This window comes from Idiomarina sp. ST20R2A10 (assembly GCF_051842345.1).
Classification (GTDB): domain Bacteria; phylum Pseudomonadota; class Gammaproteobacteria; order Enterobacterales; family Alteromonadaceae; genus Idiomarina; species Idiomarina loihiensis.
Map to the genome: position 1 here is coordinate 203,994 of NZ_JBNIEY010000003.1, position 16,898 is coordinate 220,891.

The 16,898-nt window shown below is 48.3% G+C and carries 20 protein-coding genes; 13 read left to right on the plus strand and 7 right to left on the minus strand.

The window, feature by feature from the left end:
* Positions 1-85 precede the first annotated feature (85 nt).
* Genes ACP7H9_RS06685 through ACP7H9_RS06695 form a run of 3 tightly spaced genes read left to right on the plus strand, consistent with a single transcriptional unit; the run spans position 86 to position 2,328 of the window.
* Positions 86-1,630 (plus strand): YifB family Mg chelatase-like AAA ATPase, encoded by a 1,545-nt coding sequence (locus tag ACP7H9_RS06685; RefSeq protein WP_286824127.1) that lies wholly within the window; start codon positions 86-88, stop codon positions 1,628-1,630.
* Between the two features lie 48 nt (positions 1,631-1,678).
* Positions 1,679-1,960 (plus strand): ADP-ribosyl-(dinitrogen reductase) hydrolase, encoded by a 282-nt coding sequence (locus tag ACP7H9_RS06690; RefSeq protein ID WP_286824126.1) that lies wholly within the window; start codon positions 1,679-1,681, stop codon positions 1,958-1,960.
* Positions 1,961-1,989: 29 nt separating this feature from the next.
* Positions 1,990-2,328, plus strand: a complete 339-nt coding sequence (locus tag ACP7H9_RS06695; RefSeq protein ID WP_011233479.1) for a hypothetical protein — start codon at positions 1,990-1,992, stop codon at positions 2,326-2,328.
* Positions 2,329-2,445: 117 nt separating this feature from the next.
* Here ACP7H9_RS06695 and ltaE read toward each other — a convergent pair whose 3' ends face one another.
* Positions 2,446-3,468 (minus strand): low-specificity L-threonine aldolase, encoded by a 1,023-nt coding sequence (gene ltaE / locus ACP7H9_RS06700; RefSeq protein ID WP_439222436.1) that lies wholly within the window; start codon positions 3,466-3,468, stop codon positions 2,446-2,448.
* Positions 3,469-3,596: 128 nt separating this feature from the next.
* Between ltaE and ACP7H9_RS06705 the strand changes: the two genes are divergently transcribed.
* From ACP7H9_RS06705 to ACP7H9_RS06720, 4 genes are all read left to right on the plus strand, one after another.
* The gene (locus tag ACP7H9_RS06705) at positions 3,597-4,562 is read left to right on the plus strand and encodes a PLP-dependent cysteine synthase family protein (protein ID WP_011233481.1); all 966 of its coding nucleotides are present in this window, start codon (positions 3,597-3,599) and stop codon (positions 4,560-4,562) included.
* A 28-nt stretch (positions 4,563-4,590) separates the two neighbouring features.
* A complete protein-coding gene (locus tag ACP7H9_RS06710; RefSeq protein WP_011233482.1) occupies positions 4,591-5,763 on the plus strand; it encodes a cystathionine gamma-synthase in 1,173 nt (390 codons plus the stop codon).
* Positions 5,764-5,977: 214 nt separating this feature from the next.
* Positions 5,978-6,208, plus strand: a complete 231-nt coding sequence (locus ACP7H9_RS06715; protein ID WP_050731324.1) for a hypothetical protein — start codon at positions 5,978-5,980, stop codon at positions 6,206-6,208.
* Between the two features lie 29 nt (positions 6,209-6,237).
* Entirely contained in the window at positions 6,238-6,669 is a 432-nt protein-coding gene (locus ACP7H9_RS06720) for a VOC family protein (RefSeq protein ID WP_011233484.1), read from the plus strand.
* A 19-nt stretch (positions 6,670-6,688) separates the two neighbouring features.
* Here ACP7H9_RS06720 and ACP7H9_RS06725 read toward each other — a convergent pair whose 3' ends face one another.
* On the minus strand, positions 6,689-7,648 hold the full coding sequence (locus ACP7H9_RS06725) for a threonine ammonia-lyase (protein ID WP_439222437.1): 960 nt from the start codon (positions 7,646-7,648) through the stop codon (positions 6,689-6,691).
* A 62-nt stretch (positions 7,649-7,710) separates the two neighbouring features.
* Between ACP7H9_RS06725 and ACP7H9_RS06730 the strand changes: the two genes are divergently transcribed.
* Complete coding sequence (locus tag ACP7H9_RS06730; protein ID WP_439222438.1) at positions 7,711-8,319, plus strand: YjaG family protein; 609 nt, start codon at positions 7,711-7,713, stop codon at positions 8,317-8,319.
* On the opposite strand, the gene ACP7H9_RS06735 is transcribed toward ACP7H9_RS06730, so the two are convergent.
* Both ACP7H9_RS06735 and rsmD read right to left on the minus strand, forming a co-directional pair.
* On the minus strand, positions 8,267-8,569 hold the full coding sequence (locus ACP7H9_RS06735) for a DUF1145 domain-containing protein (RefSeq protein WP_439222439.1): 303 nt from the start codon (positions 8,567-8,569) through the stop codon (positions 8,267-8,269). The genes ACP7H9_RS06730 and ACP7H9_RS06735 overlap by 53 nt on opposite strands.
* Positions 8,566-9,147 (minus strand): 16S rRNA (guanine(966)-N(2))-methyltransferase RsmD, encoded by a 582-nt coding sequence (gene rsmD, locus ACP7H9_RS06740; protein WP_439222440.1) that lies wholly within the window; start codon positions 9,145-9,147, stop codon positions 8,566-8,568. Before rsmD ends, ACP7H9_RS06735 begins: the two co-directional genes overlap by 4 nt.
* A 103-nt stretch (positions 9,148-9,250) precedes the next feature.
* On the opposite strand from rsmD, the gene ftsY reads away from it, so the two are divergent.
* From ftsY to ACP7H9_RS06765, 5 genes are all read left to right on the plus strand, one after another.
* Positions 9,251-10,438 (plus strand): signal recognition particle-docking protein FtsY, encoded by a 1,188-nt coding sequence (gene ftsY / locus ACP7H9_RS06745; RefSeq protein ID WP_414018797.1) that lies wholly within the window; start codon positions 9,251-9,253, stop codon positions 10,436-10,438.
* Positions 10,439-10,440: 2 nt separating this feature from the next.
* Positions 10,441-11,118 carry a cell division ATP-binding protein FtsE gene (gene ftsE / locus ACP7H9_RS06750; RefSeq protein WP_011233490.1) on the plus strand — a complete coding sequence of 226 codons (678 nt, stop codon included), beginning with the start codon at positions 10,441-10,443 and terminating at the stop codon, positions 11,116-11,118.
* Positions 11,115-12,104 (plus strand): permease-like cell division protein FtsX, encoded by a 990-nt coding sequence (gene ftsX, locus ACP7H9_RS06755; protein WP_011233491.1) that lies wholly within the window; start codon positions 11,115-11,117, stop codon positions 12,102-12,104. The genes ftsE and ftsX overlap by 4 nt, the downstream gene beginning before the upstream one ends.
* A 145-nt stretch (positions 12,105-12,249) precedes the next feature.
* Entirely contained in the window at positions 12,250-13,110 is an 861-nt protein-coding gene (gene rpoH, locus ACP7H9_RS06760) for an RNA polymerase sigma factor RpoH (RefSeq protein ID WP_034818946.1), read from the plus strand.
* Entirely contained in the window at positions 13,111-13,368 is a 258-nt protein-coding gene (locus tag ACP7H9_RS06765) for a YkgJ family cysteine cluster protein (RefSeq protein WP_082815434.1), read from the plus strand.
* Here ACP7H9_RS06765 and ACP7H9_RS06770 read toward each other — a convergent pair.
* From ACP7H9_RS06770 to gpmI, 3 genes are read right to left on the minus strand one after another with little or no spacing between them, the layout of a single operon-like run.
* Entirely contained in the window at positions 13,325-14,080 is a 756-nt protein-coding gene (locus tag ACP7H9_RS06770) for a divergent polysaccharide deacetylase family protein (protein WP_286824117.1), read from the minus strand. The two genes, ACP7H9_RS06765 and ACP7H9_RS06770, sit on opposite strands and share 44 nt — an antisense overlap.
* The gene (locus ACP7H9_RS06775; protein WP_286824115.1) at positions 14,080-15,225 is read right to left on the minus strand and encodes a murein hydrolase activator EnvC family protein; all 1,146 of its coding nucleotides are present in this window, start codon (positions 15,223-15,225) and stop codon (positions 14,080-14,082) included. Before ACP7H9_RS06775 ends, ACP7H9_RS06770 begins: the two co-directional genes overlap by 1 nt.
* 3 nt (positions 15,226-15,228) lie before the next feature.
* Complete coding sequence (gpmI, locus tag ACP7H9_RS06780; protein WP_439222441.1) at positions 15,229-16,764, minus strand: 2,3-bisphosphoglycerate-independent phosphoglycerate mutase; 1,536 nt, start codon at positions 16,762-16,764, stop codon at positions 15,229-15,231.
* Positions 16,765-16,898: the final 134 nt, after the last annotated feature.

Consider the following 16,898-nt stretch of genomic DNA (forward strand, 5'->3'; position numbering starts at 1 on the left):
CGGTCGTTGCTTGAAGTGTTTAGCTTACAGACAGGAATTTTCCCAAGGCTTATAGTTACGCCGTTGTTTAGTCACGGAGAGACAGATGGCGTTAGCGCGAGTTTATACCCGGGCATTGATAGGTATTCATGCGCCGGAAATTCGGGTTGAAGTGGATCTGGCAAGGGGAATGCCAGGCTTTACTATGGTCGGCATGCCGGCAACCACGGTTAAGGAGGCTCGTGATCGGGTCAAAACCGCCTTGATGAACGCGGGATTTGAATACCCGCCAGCCACGCGTGTTACAGTGAATTTGGCGCCAGCGGATATCCCCAAAACCGGGGCGCGTTATGATTTGGCCATAGCGGTGGGGATATTGGCGGCTTCGGGACAAATACCGGACAGTATTTTAGAGCAAGCAGAATTCTATGGTGAGCTGGCGTTAACCGGCGAGTTGCGGGCTGTGAATGGTTTAATCCCAGCCTTATTGGCGTGTCGTAATAAAAAGCGGCAGGCGTTTGTGCCTATTGCTAACGAGCAGGAAGCCGGGTTAGTACGTGAACAAAAGAGCTGGTTGTCGGCCGATTTGGTCAGTGTTTATGAACATTTGCACGATCACCAGCCACTGAGGGAATCAAAGCCGATAAATTGGGCAAAGGAATCATCGAACCATGATGGCGACTTAGCCGACGTGGTTGGGCAGGAGCAGGCAAAACGAGCTTTGTTGTTGTCTGCGGCCGGTAAGCACCACTTGTTGTTCGTCGGGCCACCAGGTACGGGAAAAACCATGCTGGCGCAACGGCTTAATGGCATATTACCTCCACTGACCGAGCAGGAAGCCATGGAAATTGCGGCGGTTAAGTCGGTGTCTTTTGATTACCATCATGCGGACGCTCTGACCCGGCGAGAACTGAGATCTCCTCATCATACTTGTACTGCTGCGGCGTTGGTCGGAGGGGGCGCGGGTAATTCTGTTCGTCCGGGAGAAATATCCTTAGCAAACAATGGGTTATTATTTTTAGATGAGATGCCCGAGTTCAGTCGACATGTATTGGACTGCTTACGTGAACCACTCGGAAGTGGTGAAATTACCATTAGTCGTGCAGGATACAACGTCAAATTCCCGGCTAATTTTCAGCTGGTTTGCGCGCTGAACCCTTCGCCCTGCGGTCAATTCGATGGCTCTTTAGCTAACTGCCGTTCTACCCCGGATCAAATCTTAAAATACTTAAGTAAACTCTCAGGACCGCTGTTAGATCGTATTGATATACAGGTGATGGTGCCACGAGAAACGGAATCAATGAGTCTGAATGGTGGAGCTAAACGCAATAGCCAAATGACTTCTGCAGAAGCAAAAAGCTTAGTAGAGAAAACCAGGCAGCGCCAAATACAGCGACAGGGTTGTCTGAACAGTGAAATAAAGCCCAAAGCGCTGAAGCAAGTATGCGAGCTGTCAGATAAAACAGAAGCGTTTTTAGCAAAAGCCTCAGAGAAAATGAAGCTTTCGCATCGGGCTTATCATCGTACATTACGCTTGGCCCGAACCATTGCTGATTTGGCTGAGAGTGACGCCATTGAGCAGCAGCATTTAGCCGAAGCTCTCAATTACCGATCCCTAGATCGACTCATTGATCAGGTGCAAAGCTTGTGATTATTTTGTATATACAAACGTGTTACGCTACAATTCAATGGAGGAGTTGTGCTGGAAATTAGCGATAAAGTTAGGGAAAAACTAAGAAACAAGCATAACGTCTCAGAAAGCATGATCAGAGAGGCTTTTGCAAATAGACAAGGTGGCTTCTTGAAAGATCAAAGAGAGAAGCATGGCACCATTCCACCTACTCAATGGTTTGTATCCGAGACAGATAACGGGGTAAAGCTAAAAGTTTGCTTCATTCATTCTAACGGAGCTATCTATATAAAGACTGCTTATGAAGCTAATTCGTTAGAGCAAAGAATCTATGAAAAGTATGGAAGCTAAAAATATCCCGGCATGAATTGGAGAGTCGTATGAAAAAAGAAGATATCAGAGAAGCGGTTGAGCAAGATGAAAAATGGGATAGTGGTGAATTAGGTCAAGAAGAAGCTTATGTAGAACGTGTGGGATTTGACCAGGCAATTGAAGATGCAATCAATCAGTCTGTGCGACTGCGGCCTATATCTATTCGTATGGAAGAAGAGCTCATCGACGATTTGAAGACCATCGCAGAGCATTATAACTTGGGATACCAACCGTTAATTAGGCAACTCCTGAAGCGATTTGTGGCATCGGAAAAGAAAGTCCTGAAGCAAAGAGCTCAGGTCATGGAAATCAAGGGCCCAGAAGATAAAGAAGCCGAAGAAGGGTAGCCTGACGCTATTGCGTCAGGTGCGATTTGCCTGTTTATACCAAGAGGTAAGAATTACCATTGATGGTTAGCTTGACACCCCACCTGACGTGAACGTCAGGCTACGAAGCCAGCAGCCTCAGTGCTCGCTACTAAGCCACTGTTTGAACAATTCGACAAAACGTTCCAGCTGTTCACGGCTGACATCCAAATGGCATACCAACCGCAGCTTTTGGCCGCCGGGCAGTTTAATGTCGTGTTCTGCCATCAGTTCCCGTAGGCTATCTGCTGGTATAGCATCGGACAAATCGACAAAGGTCATGTTGGTACCGGAATAGCCGACTTTGGCTTCGGTACCTGCCAGCAACTCAGAAAGTTGTTCAAACAACCATTTCGCGTTGTCGTGGTCCTGCTGTATACGCTCAAACTGATGCGTTAACGCGTAATCAATGGCTACGGCAACAAACCCGGCCTGACGCATACCGCCGCCGACCATTTTGCGCCAACGTCGAGCGCGGGCAATTAATTCTTTTGAGCCTGCCAGCAGTGAACCAATAGGCGCACCAAGACCTTTTGAACAACATAGAGACACGCTGTCGAAAGGCGCGGCAAGTTCCGCCATGCTGCGGCCGCTGGCAATAGCGGCGTTGGGCAGGCGCGCGCCGTCTAAATGCATGGACAAACCATTCTGGTCGGCCAGAATACGGGCTTTATCAAAATAGGCCTGGTCTATTAACTGCCCGCCGTGGGTATTCTCAAAGGCCAGCAAGCGGGTGATAGGAAAGTGCGGATCGTTGGGTTTTATACGCTTTTCAATAGTTTCAAGCGACAAGGTGCCATCGGCTTCTACTTCTACCGTCTGTGGCACTATACTGCCTAAAACTGCAGCGCCGCCGGCTTCGTACCGGTAAGTGTGATATTCCTGGCCCACAATGTATTCTTCGCCATTACGGCAGTGGCTCATTAACCCCAGTAAGTTACTTTGGGTACCCGAGCTGCACAGCAAAGCATCTTCTTTACCCAGCAATTCAGCCACCCGCTTTTCCAGCGCGTTAATTGACGGGTCTTCACCATAAACATCATCACCGACGGTCGCTTCGGCAATGGTGGTGCGCATAGCAGCGCTGGGAAGGGTTACGGTATCACTGCGTAAATCCAGCATAACAGCCTCATTTTGGGGTTAGTTATAACAACTATCATCCGGTTCTAAGCGCAAGGTTGTTTAGCGAGCTCAGTCAAGGGATAATGGCCTAATATTGAACCAGACACTCGACAACAAAGCGAGCCAATATGAAAGTTTTTAATAATGTAATGGAAATGGTCGGCAACACGCCAATGGTGCGCGTTACCAATATGGACACCGGCCCGTGCGAGCTGTATTTAAAACTCGAGCTGCAGAACCCGGGCGGCTCTATTAAAGACCGTATTGCGGTGGAAATGGTTGAACAGGCTGAAAAGCAAGGCAAATTAAAGCCGGGCGATACCATTATTGAAGCGACGGCCGGTAATACCGGACTGGGTCTGGCGTTAGTGGCGGCGAGTAAAGGCTATCCGCTGAAAATTGTTATGCCGGACAAAATGAGCCAGGAAAAAGTAAACAACCTGCGTGCTATGGGTGCCGAAGTGGTACAGACGCGTTCCGATGTGCAAAAAGGCCACCCTGAATATTATCAGGACATGGCGGCGCGCATGGCGGAAGAAAACGGTTACTACTATGTAAACCAATTTGAAAACCCGGCAAACGTCGATGCTCACTACAAAACCACTGGTCCGGAAATTTGGGAACAAATGGAAGGTAAACTGGATGCGTTCGTTTGTGGTGTTGGCTCTGGCGGAACCTTAACCGGTGTTGGCCGTTATTTACGCGAACAAAAAAGCGATATCGACTTAGTGTTGGCTGATCCGGCAGGTTCTATTTTAGAACCACTGGTTAACCGTAACGAAGAAGTGGAAGCTGGCAGCTGGTTGGCCGAAGGCATTGGTGAAGATTTTATCCCGACCATTTGTGATATTAAATTAGCCAATACTGCATTTGCTATTTCTGATAAAGAAGGCATGCAAACCGCGCGTAAAGTACTGGAAAAAGAAGGCGTTATGGTGGGTTCATCAAGCGGAACTTTAATTGCAGCGGCGCTGCGTTATTGCCAACAACAAACCGAGCCAAAACGCGTTGTGACGCTAGCTTGTGATACGGGTAACCGTTACTTGTCCAAGCTGTTCAACGACGACTGGATGCGTGAGCAAAACCTGCTGTAATACTTGTTGTAAATTAAGGAACCGAATCATGGCAAATGAAAAGACAATGAAATTCGCGACGCGCGCCATTCACGGCGGGCAGTCTCCGGAGCCTGTTACCGGTGCGGTAATGCCTCCTATTTTTACCAGCTCTACCTATGCTCAGGAAAGCCCGGGCCAACACAAAGGTTTTGAGTATTCACGCTCACACAACCCCACGCGTTTTGCCTGGGAACGTTCGGTTGCATCGCTGGAAGGTGGCAAGCAAGGGCTGGCTTTTGCGTCTGGCATGGCAGCAACCTCGACCATTCTTGAACTGCTGGACAGCGGCGATCACATCGTTGCTATGGACGATTTATACGGCGGTAGCTTCCGCTTATTCGATAAAGTGCGCGGACGCTCTGCTGGCCTGAAATTCTCTTATGTCGACTTAGCTGACTTAAGCGCAGTGGAAGCCAGCATTCAGGACAACACCCGCATGATTTGGGTCGAGACGCCAAGCAACCCGATGCTGAAACTGGTCGACATTGAAGCCATCGTTAAACTGGCGAAGAAAAAGAACCCGGACATTATTGTGGTGGTGGACAACACCTTCGCTACGCCGTTTAACCAGCGTCCGCTGGAGATGGGCGCAGACATGGTTATGCATTCGGCAACCAAATACCTCAATGGTCACTCTGATATGGTCGGCGGTATTGCTGTTGTGGGCGACAATGACGACCTGGTTGAGCGTATGCTGTTCTTACAGAACTCAGCAGGTGCTATTGCCGGTCCGTTTGACTCATACCTGGCACTGCGCGGCGTGAAGACGTTGGCATTGCGTATGCGTCATCACAACGAAGCGGCAATGGAATTAGCTAAGTGGCTTGAGCAACACCCGAAAGTGGAAAAAGTCATTTACCCGGGACTTGAAAGCCATCCTCAGCACGAGTTGGCTAAAAAGCAGATGCAGGGCTTTGGCGGCATGATTTCTATTTTACTGAAAGGTGATTTAGAAGCGGCGCGCAAATTCCTGGAGTCGGTAGAAGTGTTTGCTCTGGCGGAAAGCCTGGGCGGCGTTGAATCGCTGATTGAGCACCCGGCTATTATGACTCACGCATCGGTTCCAAAAGAGAATCGTGAGAAGTTAGGCATTCTGGATAACTTCGTGCGAGTGTCTGTTGGTATTGAAGATCTGGATGATCTTAAAGCCGACTTAGACAACGCGCTTAATGCATTTTAATCGCTATTAACGATTAAAAATTCAATATTTAATATGTAAAACCGGCCTTTTGGTCGGTTTTTTACTTTTAATTTCATAGACTTATACAAAGTTTTACAGTTTAGTCATAATTGAGTAGTCTTTATCTATCAGTAATTACTTGCGAGTAAAAGCTGATTTAGAACAAAAAACAGAAACGCAAAGACGTTTTTTAAATAACGAAAAGGAAAGACTTATGCTATTGAGCCTCATGGTACTCCAAGGACTCGTAGCCGCTCTATTGTTTTATACTTTAGTGGGCCAGCATCAGAAAAAACCACTATGGAATTTGTTAGCGGTATTAACCGCCGGTTTCATTCCACCGGTAAACTGGGCGCTTCTTGTGTTCGCTATTGGTGTCAGAATGTGGCGTCGTTCGCCGCAAACCAGTACACCACAAAACATAACGGCAAAGCTCAGCCATTAAGTGGCTAAAGAGCAAGGCAATTTAGCAGTATGTCAGACACAACTAATGTACGACCCTTTCATTTAGCCATTCCTGTCAGCTCACTCGATAATGCCCGTGCGTTTTATGGCGATGTGCTTGGGCTGTCACAGGGACGCAGCAGTGACGAATGGATAGACTGGAACTTCTTTGGTCACCAGTTTGTGACTCATGTAGCACCCAATGTTGCCGGTTTAAAAAATCACAGCGGCGTTGATGGTCATTCGGTTCCTGTTCCACATTTTGGCGTTGTCTTATTACGTGACGACTGGGAAGCGTTGGCAGAACGTGTGAAAGCTGCGGATATTGAGTTTGTCATAGAACCCTACATTCGCTTTAAAGGTAAGCCGGGCGAGCAGGGCACTATGTTCTTCTACGACTACTGCGGTAATGCGTTAGAATTCAAAACCTTTAACGACGACAGTCAAATCTTCGCAACCTGAGCTTTTGAAACCGGCTCTATTACTGGCGCAGCTTGATATCTTCCGGCTGCGCTGCAACGTTACCACCACTTAGCACCAAGCCTACTCGTTTACCCTCAAATAGCGCCTTATTTTGTATAACCGCAGCTAAAGCGATAGCAGACGACGGTTCCACAATAATTTTCAGATGATGCCAAATCAGCTTCATGGCGCTTAGGGTGTCTTCATCCTTCAAGACTAAGATATCGCTGATACGCTGCTGAATAATGGCAAACGGCAATTCACCGATTTGAGTCAGTAAACCATCGCACAGGCTTTTCACGGGTAACGCCGGTTGCCGCTCTCCGGCTTTTAACGATAAAAAGGCATCATTCGCTAATTCGGGTTCTGCGCCGAACACTTGTATTTCTGTACCGTCGCAGGCAAGACAGGCACCTGAAAGCAAGCCACCACCACCCAGTGGCGTTATTACCGCATCCAGTGCGTCAGTTTGCTCCAGTAACTCAAGTGTTGCTGTGCCCTGACCGGCAATAATGTCGGCATGATCATAAGGCGGTATAAAGTGGCTCTCGCCTTCCTTTTGCCCCTTGGCCACAATGGCTTCACGCGCGGCCATACCCGGTTCTATGTCGGTAATTTCCGCACCACCGGCTTCAATATTTTGCCGTTTTATTGCGGGAGCATTAGTGGGTACACCCACTTTTACTTTTACACTCAAAGCTTTACCTGCGTGGGCTAATGCCGCACCATGGTTGCCGGAAGACACGGTAATAACCCCTTGCTGGCGCTGTTTCGGGCTAAGTTTAAGTAACGCGTTAGTGGCCCCCCGGAACTTAAAGGCCCCGGTACGTTGCAAATTCTCGCATTTGAAAAATAATTCGCAGCCCAATTGCTGATTTAACGCAGGGTTTGTCAGCACAGGGGTCTTAACGGTATAGCTATTAATTCTTTGCTGCGCTTGTACGACATCGGCATGGCAGGGGAGCGATAACTTCGGCATAATACGAGCCCTTAACGAATAAAACGACACAGTGATAAGCATACACTGTCTGGAGCCGGAACGTGAGTCAACTCGATACCTTTCAGCGCATACGCGAACTGCCGCGTGAACAGCAAATTGTTATGGCGTTATATTTGTGCGAACGCATGGTTCCTAATTACGACTTCTTCCATCAGTTAACTGGCTTTGGTGACAGTAAACCTTTGCACGGCACGCTAAATGCCTGCTGGGACTGGGTCGCGAACCCGAAGAAAACCAAGGTTAACTTTGCCCGCTGGCAGGAAAAAGTGGACGAACAAACGCCCAGTGAATACGGGCACGACATGTTGGGTGTGTACCCGGCAATGGATGCCTGCACGGCGTTGAGTACGTTGCTGCAGGGGCTGCTGGACGATAACGCCTCTAATTTTCTGGATGTGGCAAAAATATCGCAAGCCAGTGTGGCGAAGTTTATTGAACTTAATGACGCCGAAGAAGTGGGCACCGAGCAGTTAAAAGAGCACGTTCAGACACATGAGCTAATGGAATACGAAGTGGCTATTCAGCAGGCCATGATCAACTTTCTTGAACAACAGCCTGCGGTAAACAGAGCTTTGGTAAGCCAGTTAAAAATGATGCTCACTGACGAGGGGGTGTCGAACCTTGGTCTGGCTTTGGACGCTGAAGAATAGACAGCCAGGCGAAAATACCAAAGGCCAGAATTTGCCAGCTGTCGCCTTTGCGCCAGGGGAATACCTCTTTCATGGTGGCAACAAAAATACCAAGCAGCAGCAAGTGCGTGATAACCATAATGGCTAATAACAAGCTCAGCAAACCGATGGACTGAGTGCTGAGCTCGCCGTTTGCCCCTGCAAGCAAAGCAAAAAGACCCAGCCAGATAACGGCAAAAACCACTTTGCCCGCAATAATAATAACTTTCATTCTATGTCCTTAGTCAGTAAGCGAAAGCAAACTTGTCCGTGAGTTTTCTCTTTGGTCACACGCCAGTTTGCCGGTAATTTCAATGGCCATTCTTTTTCTGTCTCCAGATACACCTGATTGTCGACTGCCAGCCAGTTATTTTCATCCAGTAGTTTTAGCGTTTTATCGGCTAACCCTTCGCGAAACGGCGGGTCAATAAAAACAATGTCGTATGCTTCAGAGGATTGAGTTTGCAGCCAGTCGAGTGCGTTATGAGTAATAACATCAATGTTTTCGCTGTTTAACAAGCTGATATTGTTCTGTAACTGCTGGCTGACGGATTTTACGGCTTCTATCAGGGTCACCTGAGCTGCTCCACGCGACGCAGCCTCGAAACCTAAGCTGCCACTGCCGGCAAATAAGTCCAGCAGCCGGGCGTCGGTAATGTCCCACTGCAGCCAGTTAAACAGAGTTTCGCGTACGCGATCCGTGGTGGGACGTAGACCCGGGCTGTCGGCTACGGGTAAGCGACGACCGCGCCATTGTCCGCCAATAATCCGATAGTCGCCGCTGGCGCTTGTCTGGCGTTTTTGTCTCACTCTTTGGCTTCCTTTATTCAGACCGTCGTCAGTTTGTTAACAGCATGGTAAACTAAAGCCTATAGTTTAACGATTCCTGCGTGTCAGTTCCAAGGAAACCAATATGTCGATGTTTTCGCTGTTTAAGAAAAAGCGTAATGAAAAGGCACCCGAGGCCGAAGAGAAAAAAGAAGATGCGGTAGTCGAAGAACAGGAGCAGCCAGAGCCTGAATCAGAAGCTGAGCCTGAGCCCGTAGTTGAACCAGAGCCAGAATCAGAAACTAAATCCGAAGCTAAACCTGAACATAAGCCAGAACATAAACCAGAACCAACCGAAGTCGCACCAAAAGAGAAGGGTGAGAAGAAAGGTTTCTGGGCACGTCTGACCCAAGGTTTACGCAGAACTTCCGGTTCTATCGGTTCAGGTCTTATTGGCGTATTCCGTGGTAAGAAAATTGATGACGACCTGTTTGAAGAACTCGAAACTCAGCTATTAATGGCAGATTTGGGTGTCGCGACCACCACCAAAATTATTGATAATCTGACAAAACAAGCTGACCGCAAGCAGTTAAAAGACGCGGAAGCTTTGTATGAGCTGTTACAAGAGCAGTTAGCCGAGATTTTAAAACCAGTCGATAAGCGTCTGGAGATACCGGAATCTGACTCGCCTTATGTGATTCTAATGACCGGCGTAAACGGTGTGGGCAAAACCACCACTATTGGCAAGCTGGCTAAGCAATTTAAAGCTGAAGGTAAGTCGGTAATGCTGGCCGCCGGTGATACTTTCCGTGCGGCGGCGGTAGAACAGCTTCAGGTGTGGGGCGAGCGTAACGACATTCCGGTTATTGCTCAGCATACCGGAGCCGACAGCGCTTCTGTTCTGTATGACGCGCTGCAGGCTGCTAAAGCACGCGACGTTGATGTGCTTATTGCGGACACCGCCGGACGCCTGCAAAATAAAGCCAACTTAATGGAAGAGCTGAAAAAGCTGGTTCGGGTAATGAAAAAGCTGGACCCGGAAGCGCCGCACGAAGTGATGCTGACGCTTGACGCTGGTACCGGTCAGAATGCTATTAGCCAGGCAAAACTCTTTACCGAGGCCGTGGGCGTTTCGGGTATTGTGATGACTAAGCTCGACGGCACCGCAAAAGGCGGGGTGATTTTCGCGGTCGCAGACCAGTTCGCTATTCCGATTCGCTATATTGGTGTGGGCGAAAGCTTAGAAGATTTACGGCCTTTTGTGGCAAAAGACTTTATCGCGGCGCTATTTGACCGTAACGTAGACGAATCAGAACAGACAACAGCGAGTTAATCATGATCCGCTTTGAGCAAGTCAGTAAAACCTATCGTGGAGGCCATCAGGCGCTAAGCCATGTCGACTTCCACGTAGAGCCCGGTGAAATGGCCTTTTTAACGGGCCATTCCGGTGCGGGTAAAAGTACCTTGCTTAAACTCATCAGTTTAATGGAAAGACCAACCGCAGGCCGGGTGCTGATTAACGGGCACGATTTGCGAAAAATTAAGCCCTCGCAAGTGCCTTATGTGCGTCGTGATATTGGCATGATTTTTCAGGATCACCGCCTGCTCATGGATAAAACGGTATTTGATAACGTTGCGTTGCCGTTGATTATCGAAGGCTACAGTGTTCAGGAGGCGCGCAAGCGTGTCGTGGCTGCGCTGGAGAAAGTGGGTATAGCCGACAAAGTAAAACACTATCCGAAAATGTTATCCGGTGGTGAGCAGCAACGAGTGGGTATTGCCCGCGCTATTGTGACTAAGCCACCTTTGCTACTGGCCGATGAGCCTACTGGTAACCTCGATCCTAAGCTGTCGATGGAAATTATCCGGCTGTTTGAAGAATTTAATAAAGTGGGTGTTGCTGTCCTCATTGCCACCCACGATTTAGGTCTTATTGCGCGCCTACGCTACCGCACGCTCACTTTAAAAGACGGACGTATGATTAACGATGGTCTGGAGGACAGTGAACTATGAGTTTATTGTTCCGCAACCGCAGCATTGAAAAAGGTGCCAGTAATCGCGGCCGATTGCCCTGGTGGCGCAGACTCGTTATGGTTCCTGTGCATCATGCCCAGCAGGCCATTGCGAGTTTAGGCGAGTTGTGGCGTAATCCTTTTGCTTCTCTTATGACCATGGCGGTACTGGGGCTGAGTCTGACGCTGCCGTCGTCACTTTACGTGTTAGTCAAAAATACTACCAGTATTGCTGATAATTGGCAGGAAGCCTCTGAAGTTACCTTGTTTTTAAGGAAGGATCTGCAGCAATCTGAAGTCGATACATTAAAAACGCAAACGGAACTCTCCGAAGGTGTTGAGTCAGTGCGCCTTATTCCAAAAGAGCAGGGGTTGGAAGAGTTTAAGAAAGAGTCGGGCTTTGGTGAAACACTGGATTACCTGTCATCAAACCCGCTGCCGGACGTGTTGGTCGTTATTCCGGCTGAGTCGCATCGCTCACCGCAGCGGGCCGAGGAATTGCTCAACCGGCTGGAAAAACAACGCGAAGTCGCTTACGCGAAAATGGACCTGGAATGGCTTAACCGACTACAGGGAATTCTCAATTTAATTGAAGATATTCTTGGAGCGCTGGCTGTGGTGCTGTGTTTGTCGGTGGTGCTTATTGTAGGGAATACGATTCGGTTAAATATACTGTCCAAGCGTGATGAAATTATGGTGATGAAACTGGTCGGCGCGACTAACGCGTTTATTCAGCGTCCTTTTTTATACACCGGAGTCTGGTACGGAATTATTGGCGGACTGGTTGCCTGGTTAGCAACCGCGTTACTGATCTGGTGGGTGGAGAGTGCCGTAGTAGATTTAACTGAACTTTACGAAACGCCTTTCCAATTAAATGGTCTGACGTTAGGCGAGCTATTGATTATATGGTTGGTCGCTGTAGGATTAGGTTTAGCAGGTTCTTACTTGGCTGTAAGACGTCATATACAAAGCATAGAACCTGAATAAAATGGGGTTGCGAAAGCCATAGGCTTAGTTATACTGAATTACCTGATCTGCAATGATCATAATGGAACTTTTAGACTCAAAAAGGGTCTTAAAAGCTGACTGAAAAAGCAGTAATTAAGTCGGTATTTTAAGTAGAGGTTGTTAAATGAGCACTGAATTAAACACTATGGCATTATCGGTTCCCCAAGGGGCAGGACTCGACGGCTATATTCAGTCAGTCAACCGTATTCCTATGCTCACCGCCGAAAAAGAAAAGGCGTTGGCAACAAGATTATACGAGAACAGTGACCTTGATGCAGCGAAAGAACTCATCATGTCGCATCTCCGTTTTGTGGTACACGTAGCTCGTAGTTATTCGGGTTATGGTCTGCCGCAAGCCGATTTAATTCAGGAAGGCAATATTGGCCTAATGAAGGCCGTGAAACGCTTTGACCCATCAGTTGGTGTGCGTCTGGTGTCTTTTGCTGTTCACTGGATAAAAGCAGAAATTCATGAATACGTGCTGCGTAACTGGCGCGTTGTTAAAGTGGCAACCACTAAAGCACAGCGTAAGTTGTTCTTTAACCTGCGTAAAATGAAAAAGCGTTTAGGTTGGTTTAGTCAGAAAGAAGTTGAAACGGTAGCTAACGAGCTGGGTGTCAGTACTAAAGAAGTGCTGGAAATGGAAACTCGCATGAGCGCCCACGATCAAGCGTTTGAACTGAGTTCAGACGACGATGACTCGAAAGAGGGCAGTGCCTATTCTCCGGCGATGTATCTGGAGGACAAGCGTTCCGACTTAGCCGCAGAAATTGAAGCGGAAGACTACGAAAGCCATACACAGCAGAAACTGCTGGGTGCAATGAGTCACTTAGATGAGCGTAGTCAGGATATCGTCCAGTCTCGCTGGTTATCGGAAGACAAAACGACGCTGCATGACCTGGCAGCAAAATACGAAGTCTCGGCAGAGCGTGTTCGCCAACTTGAACAAAACGCGATGAAGAAACTTCGTCTCGCAATGAGCTAAATGAAGTGCCGCATTGGTTGCGGCGCTTGCTGCATAGCCCCCTCAATTAGTTCTCCCATCCCCGGTATGCCTAACGGCAAACCGGCGGGTGTGCGTTGTGTTCAACTCGATGACGATAATTTGTGTCGTTTATTTGGGAAGCCAGAACGGCCGAAAGTGTGTGGTGAGTTTTCTGCCGATGACTATGTCTGCGGCGAAACTCGCGAGCAGGCGCTTATTTTGCTGACGTCACTGGAAGAAGATACTCATTGCGGTTAACTACTGTGGTTAACTCAGATACGAATACCAATTCAATACCCTGCTCTTTTAATAATGGTAGTTGCTTTTGCAAAAAGCTGAGTGTTTCTGGGTAAGGATGTCCAATAGCTATGGCCTGTCCCTGATGTTTGGCTATACTCAGCAGTTGTTCAAATTGCTGCCGTAAATAGGGTTCATCAACTTGGTTATCAAGAAACACATGCCTATGTGATGTTCGTACACCAAATTCTCCCGCCATTTTTTCTGCAACGCTGAACTCAGATGTCCGGCTATCAATAAAAAAGAGTTTGCGCGCCGCCAGTGTTTCCATCACTGCCTGCATTGGCATGTGCAGTTGAGTTAACTTGCTGCCCATATGATTATTCACGCCAGTAACGTAAGGTATTGAGTCCAGCGCATCAACCAGTTGCAGTTTGATCTGCGCATTGTTCATATCCGCCGTAACCACGCCGGGACCCGGTCGGTTATTTTCAACGGCTTCCATTGGCATATGCAGTAGTATTTGTTTTTTCTGATGATGGGCACGTAAAGCAAAAGCGCGGGCATAAGGGGTATAGGGCAGCACTGCGAAACTGATATTACCGGGTAACAGAGCTGCTTTTAAATCGTTTTTATTATTGCCTATATCGTCGATAACAATGGCGATTTTAGAGGCGTAGACTGGAACCGACAGACACAGCAATAACCCCAAAGCTAGCACAAACCTTAACATTAGCGTATCCAGTTACTTGGGTTTTGTGGACGCCCCTGATGGCGAATTTCAAAGTAAAGTGCCGCACTATTACGTGAACCAGACTGACCCATCAGTGCAATTTCTTCGTCCTTACGGACTTTATCGCCAACCGCTTTTGTTAATGTCTGGTTGTGGCCATATAAGCTCATATAACTCTCACCGTGGTCAATAACGATGACTAAACCAAAGCCTCGCAGCCAGTCTGCATATACCACACGGCCGTTAGCAATAGAGCGAACCGGTTGGCCGTTTTGTCCTTCAATGAGCACACCTTTCCATTCAAGCGGACCTTCGCGGCGTTGTCCAAACAAGCGTTTCACGTCTCCGTCACTTGGCCAGCGAAGTTGATTCTTGACTGCCTGCAGGCCAACCAGACGAACGTCTTTTTGCTGAGCCAGCGCGGTTTCAATGGCACTTAATACCTGCTCTAATTGCTCCCGGCTTTGCTCCAGCTGAGTCACCCGGGACCGGTCTTTACGTTGCTGCTGTTGCAGCTCTGCTAACTTCTCTTCCTGCCGGTGTTGCTGCTGCTCCAGTTGCGCGCGTTGTTCTTGTTGTTCGGCCTGTAAGCTCGCTAACTGGTTTTGTTGCTGCTTAAGTTGTTCTGTCAGCGTGGCAATTTCTTCCTGAGTGCGCCGAATAACTTCAATCTCTTCAACTCTGGCGGCATTCATGTATTGGTAATAGCTCAACATTCTTTCAAACTGGCCAGGGTCTTGCTGGTTTAACAGCATTTTCAGAAAGTCGTGTTTACCGTTCATATAAGCGGAAACCAGCTGATCTTCCAGTTGTGTCATCTGCTGCTTTTGTTTTTGCTTAAGCTCTTCGCGGCGTTGTTCTGAGTCAGCTATTTCTGCAGTAATTTCTTTAAGTTCGGTTTCGGTCTGGCGCAAAGAGCCGGCTATTTCTGAGGTTTTTATTTCCAGATCACGCAGTTGTCGTTCAGTTGAGTTTAGTGCACTGCTTCGCTCTTCTATAGCCTGTAAACGCTTAGCCAGTTCCTCTTTAACCGCTGCAATTTCGGCTTGAGTCGAGGCTTTATCATCCTCGCTATAGTCCTGCGCTAAACCGGGGCTGATAACAACCAGCCCCAGCGCCACTGCCCAAAACAGCCTTATTGGCATAAGTTAATCCTGTTCTAACGTCATTAGCGACGTACCGGTCATTTCGTCCGGCTGCTCCATGCCAATTAAATGCAGTATGGTTGGTGCAACGTCTGACAGGCGTCCATTTCGGGCTTTAGCCGGTCGGCCCACATAAATAAAAGGCACAAGTTCGTTCGTATGAGCGGTATGTGCCTGCCCGGTAGTGGCGTCACTCATTTGCTCTGCGTTGCCATGGTCTGCCGTTATCAGACATTCACCACCAACAGCTTCTAATGCCGAAACCACTCGTCCGACACTATGATCAACGGCTTCACAAGCTTTAACGGCGGCATCAAAATTACCAGTATGTCCAACCATGTCACCGTTCGGGTAGTTGCAAATCACAACATCAAAGGCCTGAGACTCAATGGCTGCAACCAACTTGTCGGTAAGCTGTTCTGAACTCATCTCAGGCTGTAAATCGTAGGTTTTAACTTTAGGTGAAGGAATAAGAACACGTTTCTCGCCTTCAAATTCCTGCTCGCGTCCGCCGCTGAAAAAGAAAGTAACGTGTGCGTATTTTTCTGTCTCGGAAATGCGCAGCTGAGTTTTATCATGCTTAGCCAGCCATTCACCCAGTACATTATTCAAAGGCTCGGGTGGGAAGGCGCTGGGCGCTTTTAAGGTATCGGCATATTGGGTCAGCATAACGAATTCGCTAATGTCAGCGCGCGAGCCACGGTCAAAACCGTCGAAGTCTTTGTCGACAAAGGCTTGAGTCATTTCACGGGCACGGTCAGCACGGAAGTTCATAAAAAATACGGAATCACCGTCGGCAACTGGTGCTGGTTGCCCAATAATAACTGGCGTGACAAATTCATCGGTTTCGCCGCGCTCGTAAGCGTTTTCTACTGCGTCTGTTGCGTTGGCAGATGTTACCCCTGAAAGACCGTGATAAACCGCTTTGTAAGACTGTTCAATGCGCTCCCAGCGCTTGTCTCTGTCCATGGCGAAGAAGCGGCCACTTAAGGTGGCGAAACGACCCTTGCCTAAACGTGCGAATAAGGCTTCAAAACGTTCAATGGAAGGCAGTGCCGATTTCGGTGGTGTATCACGACCATCTAAGAAAGCATGCAGGTAAACGTCTTCTGCGCCTTGCTCAACCGCCATTTCTATCATTGCGACCAGGTGGTCTTCGTGGCTGTGAACACCACCGGCGGAGAGTAACCCCATAATATGGACTGCACCCTTAGCAGCTTTGGCTTTTTTCAGGGCGTCGCAAAGTATCGTGTTACTGAAAAAACTGCGGTCAGAAATGGCTTTGCTAATGCGGGTAAAGTCCTGATAAACAATGCGGCCAGCGCCTAAATTAACGTGACCCACTTCGGAATTACCCATTTGGCCGTCAGGTAAACCAACTGCGCCACCGGAGCCATCGACCAGACAATGCGGGTATTTTTCCCATAGACGATCCATAACCGGAGTATTTGCTTTGGCTATTGCGTTGTCGGGTGCATCTTCACGGTAACCCCAGCCGTCCAGAATCAACAATACCAAAGGTTTTATCGTAGGAGTCATAATGGGCCTCATTGCTCGGTGTTTTCACAGATGAAATTAGCCAACATTCTACTCGATTTCCAGAGCTTACGCATCCACCCAAGATTTTTCTGGAAACTGCGATTTGTACAGGTATACTCTTGACCCGCAACTCT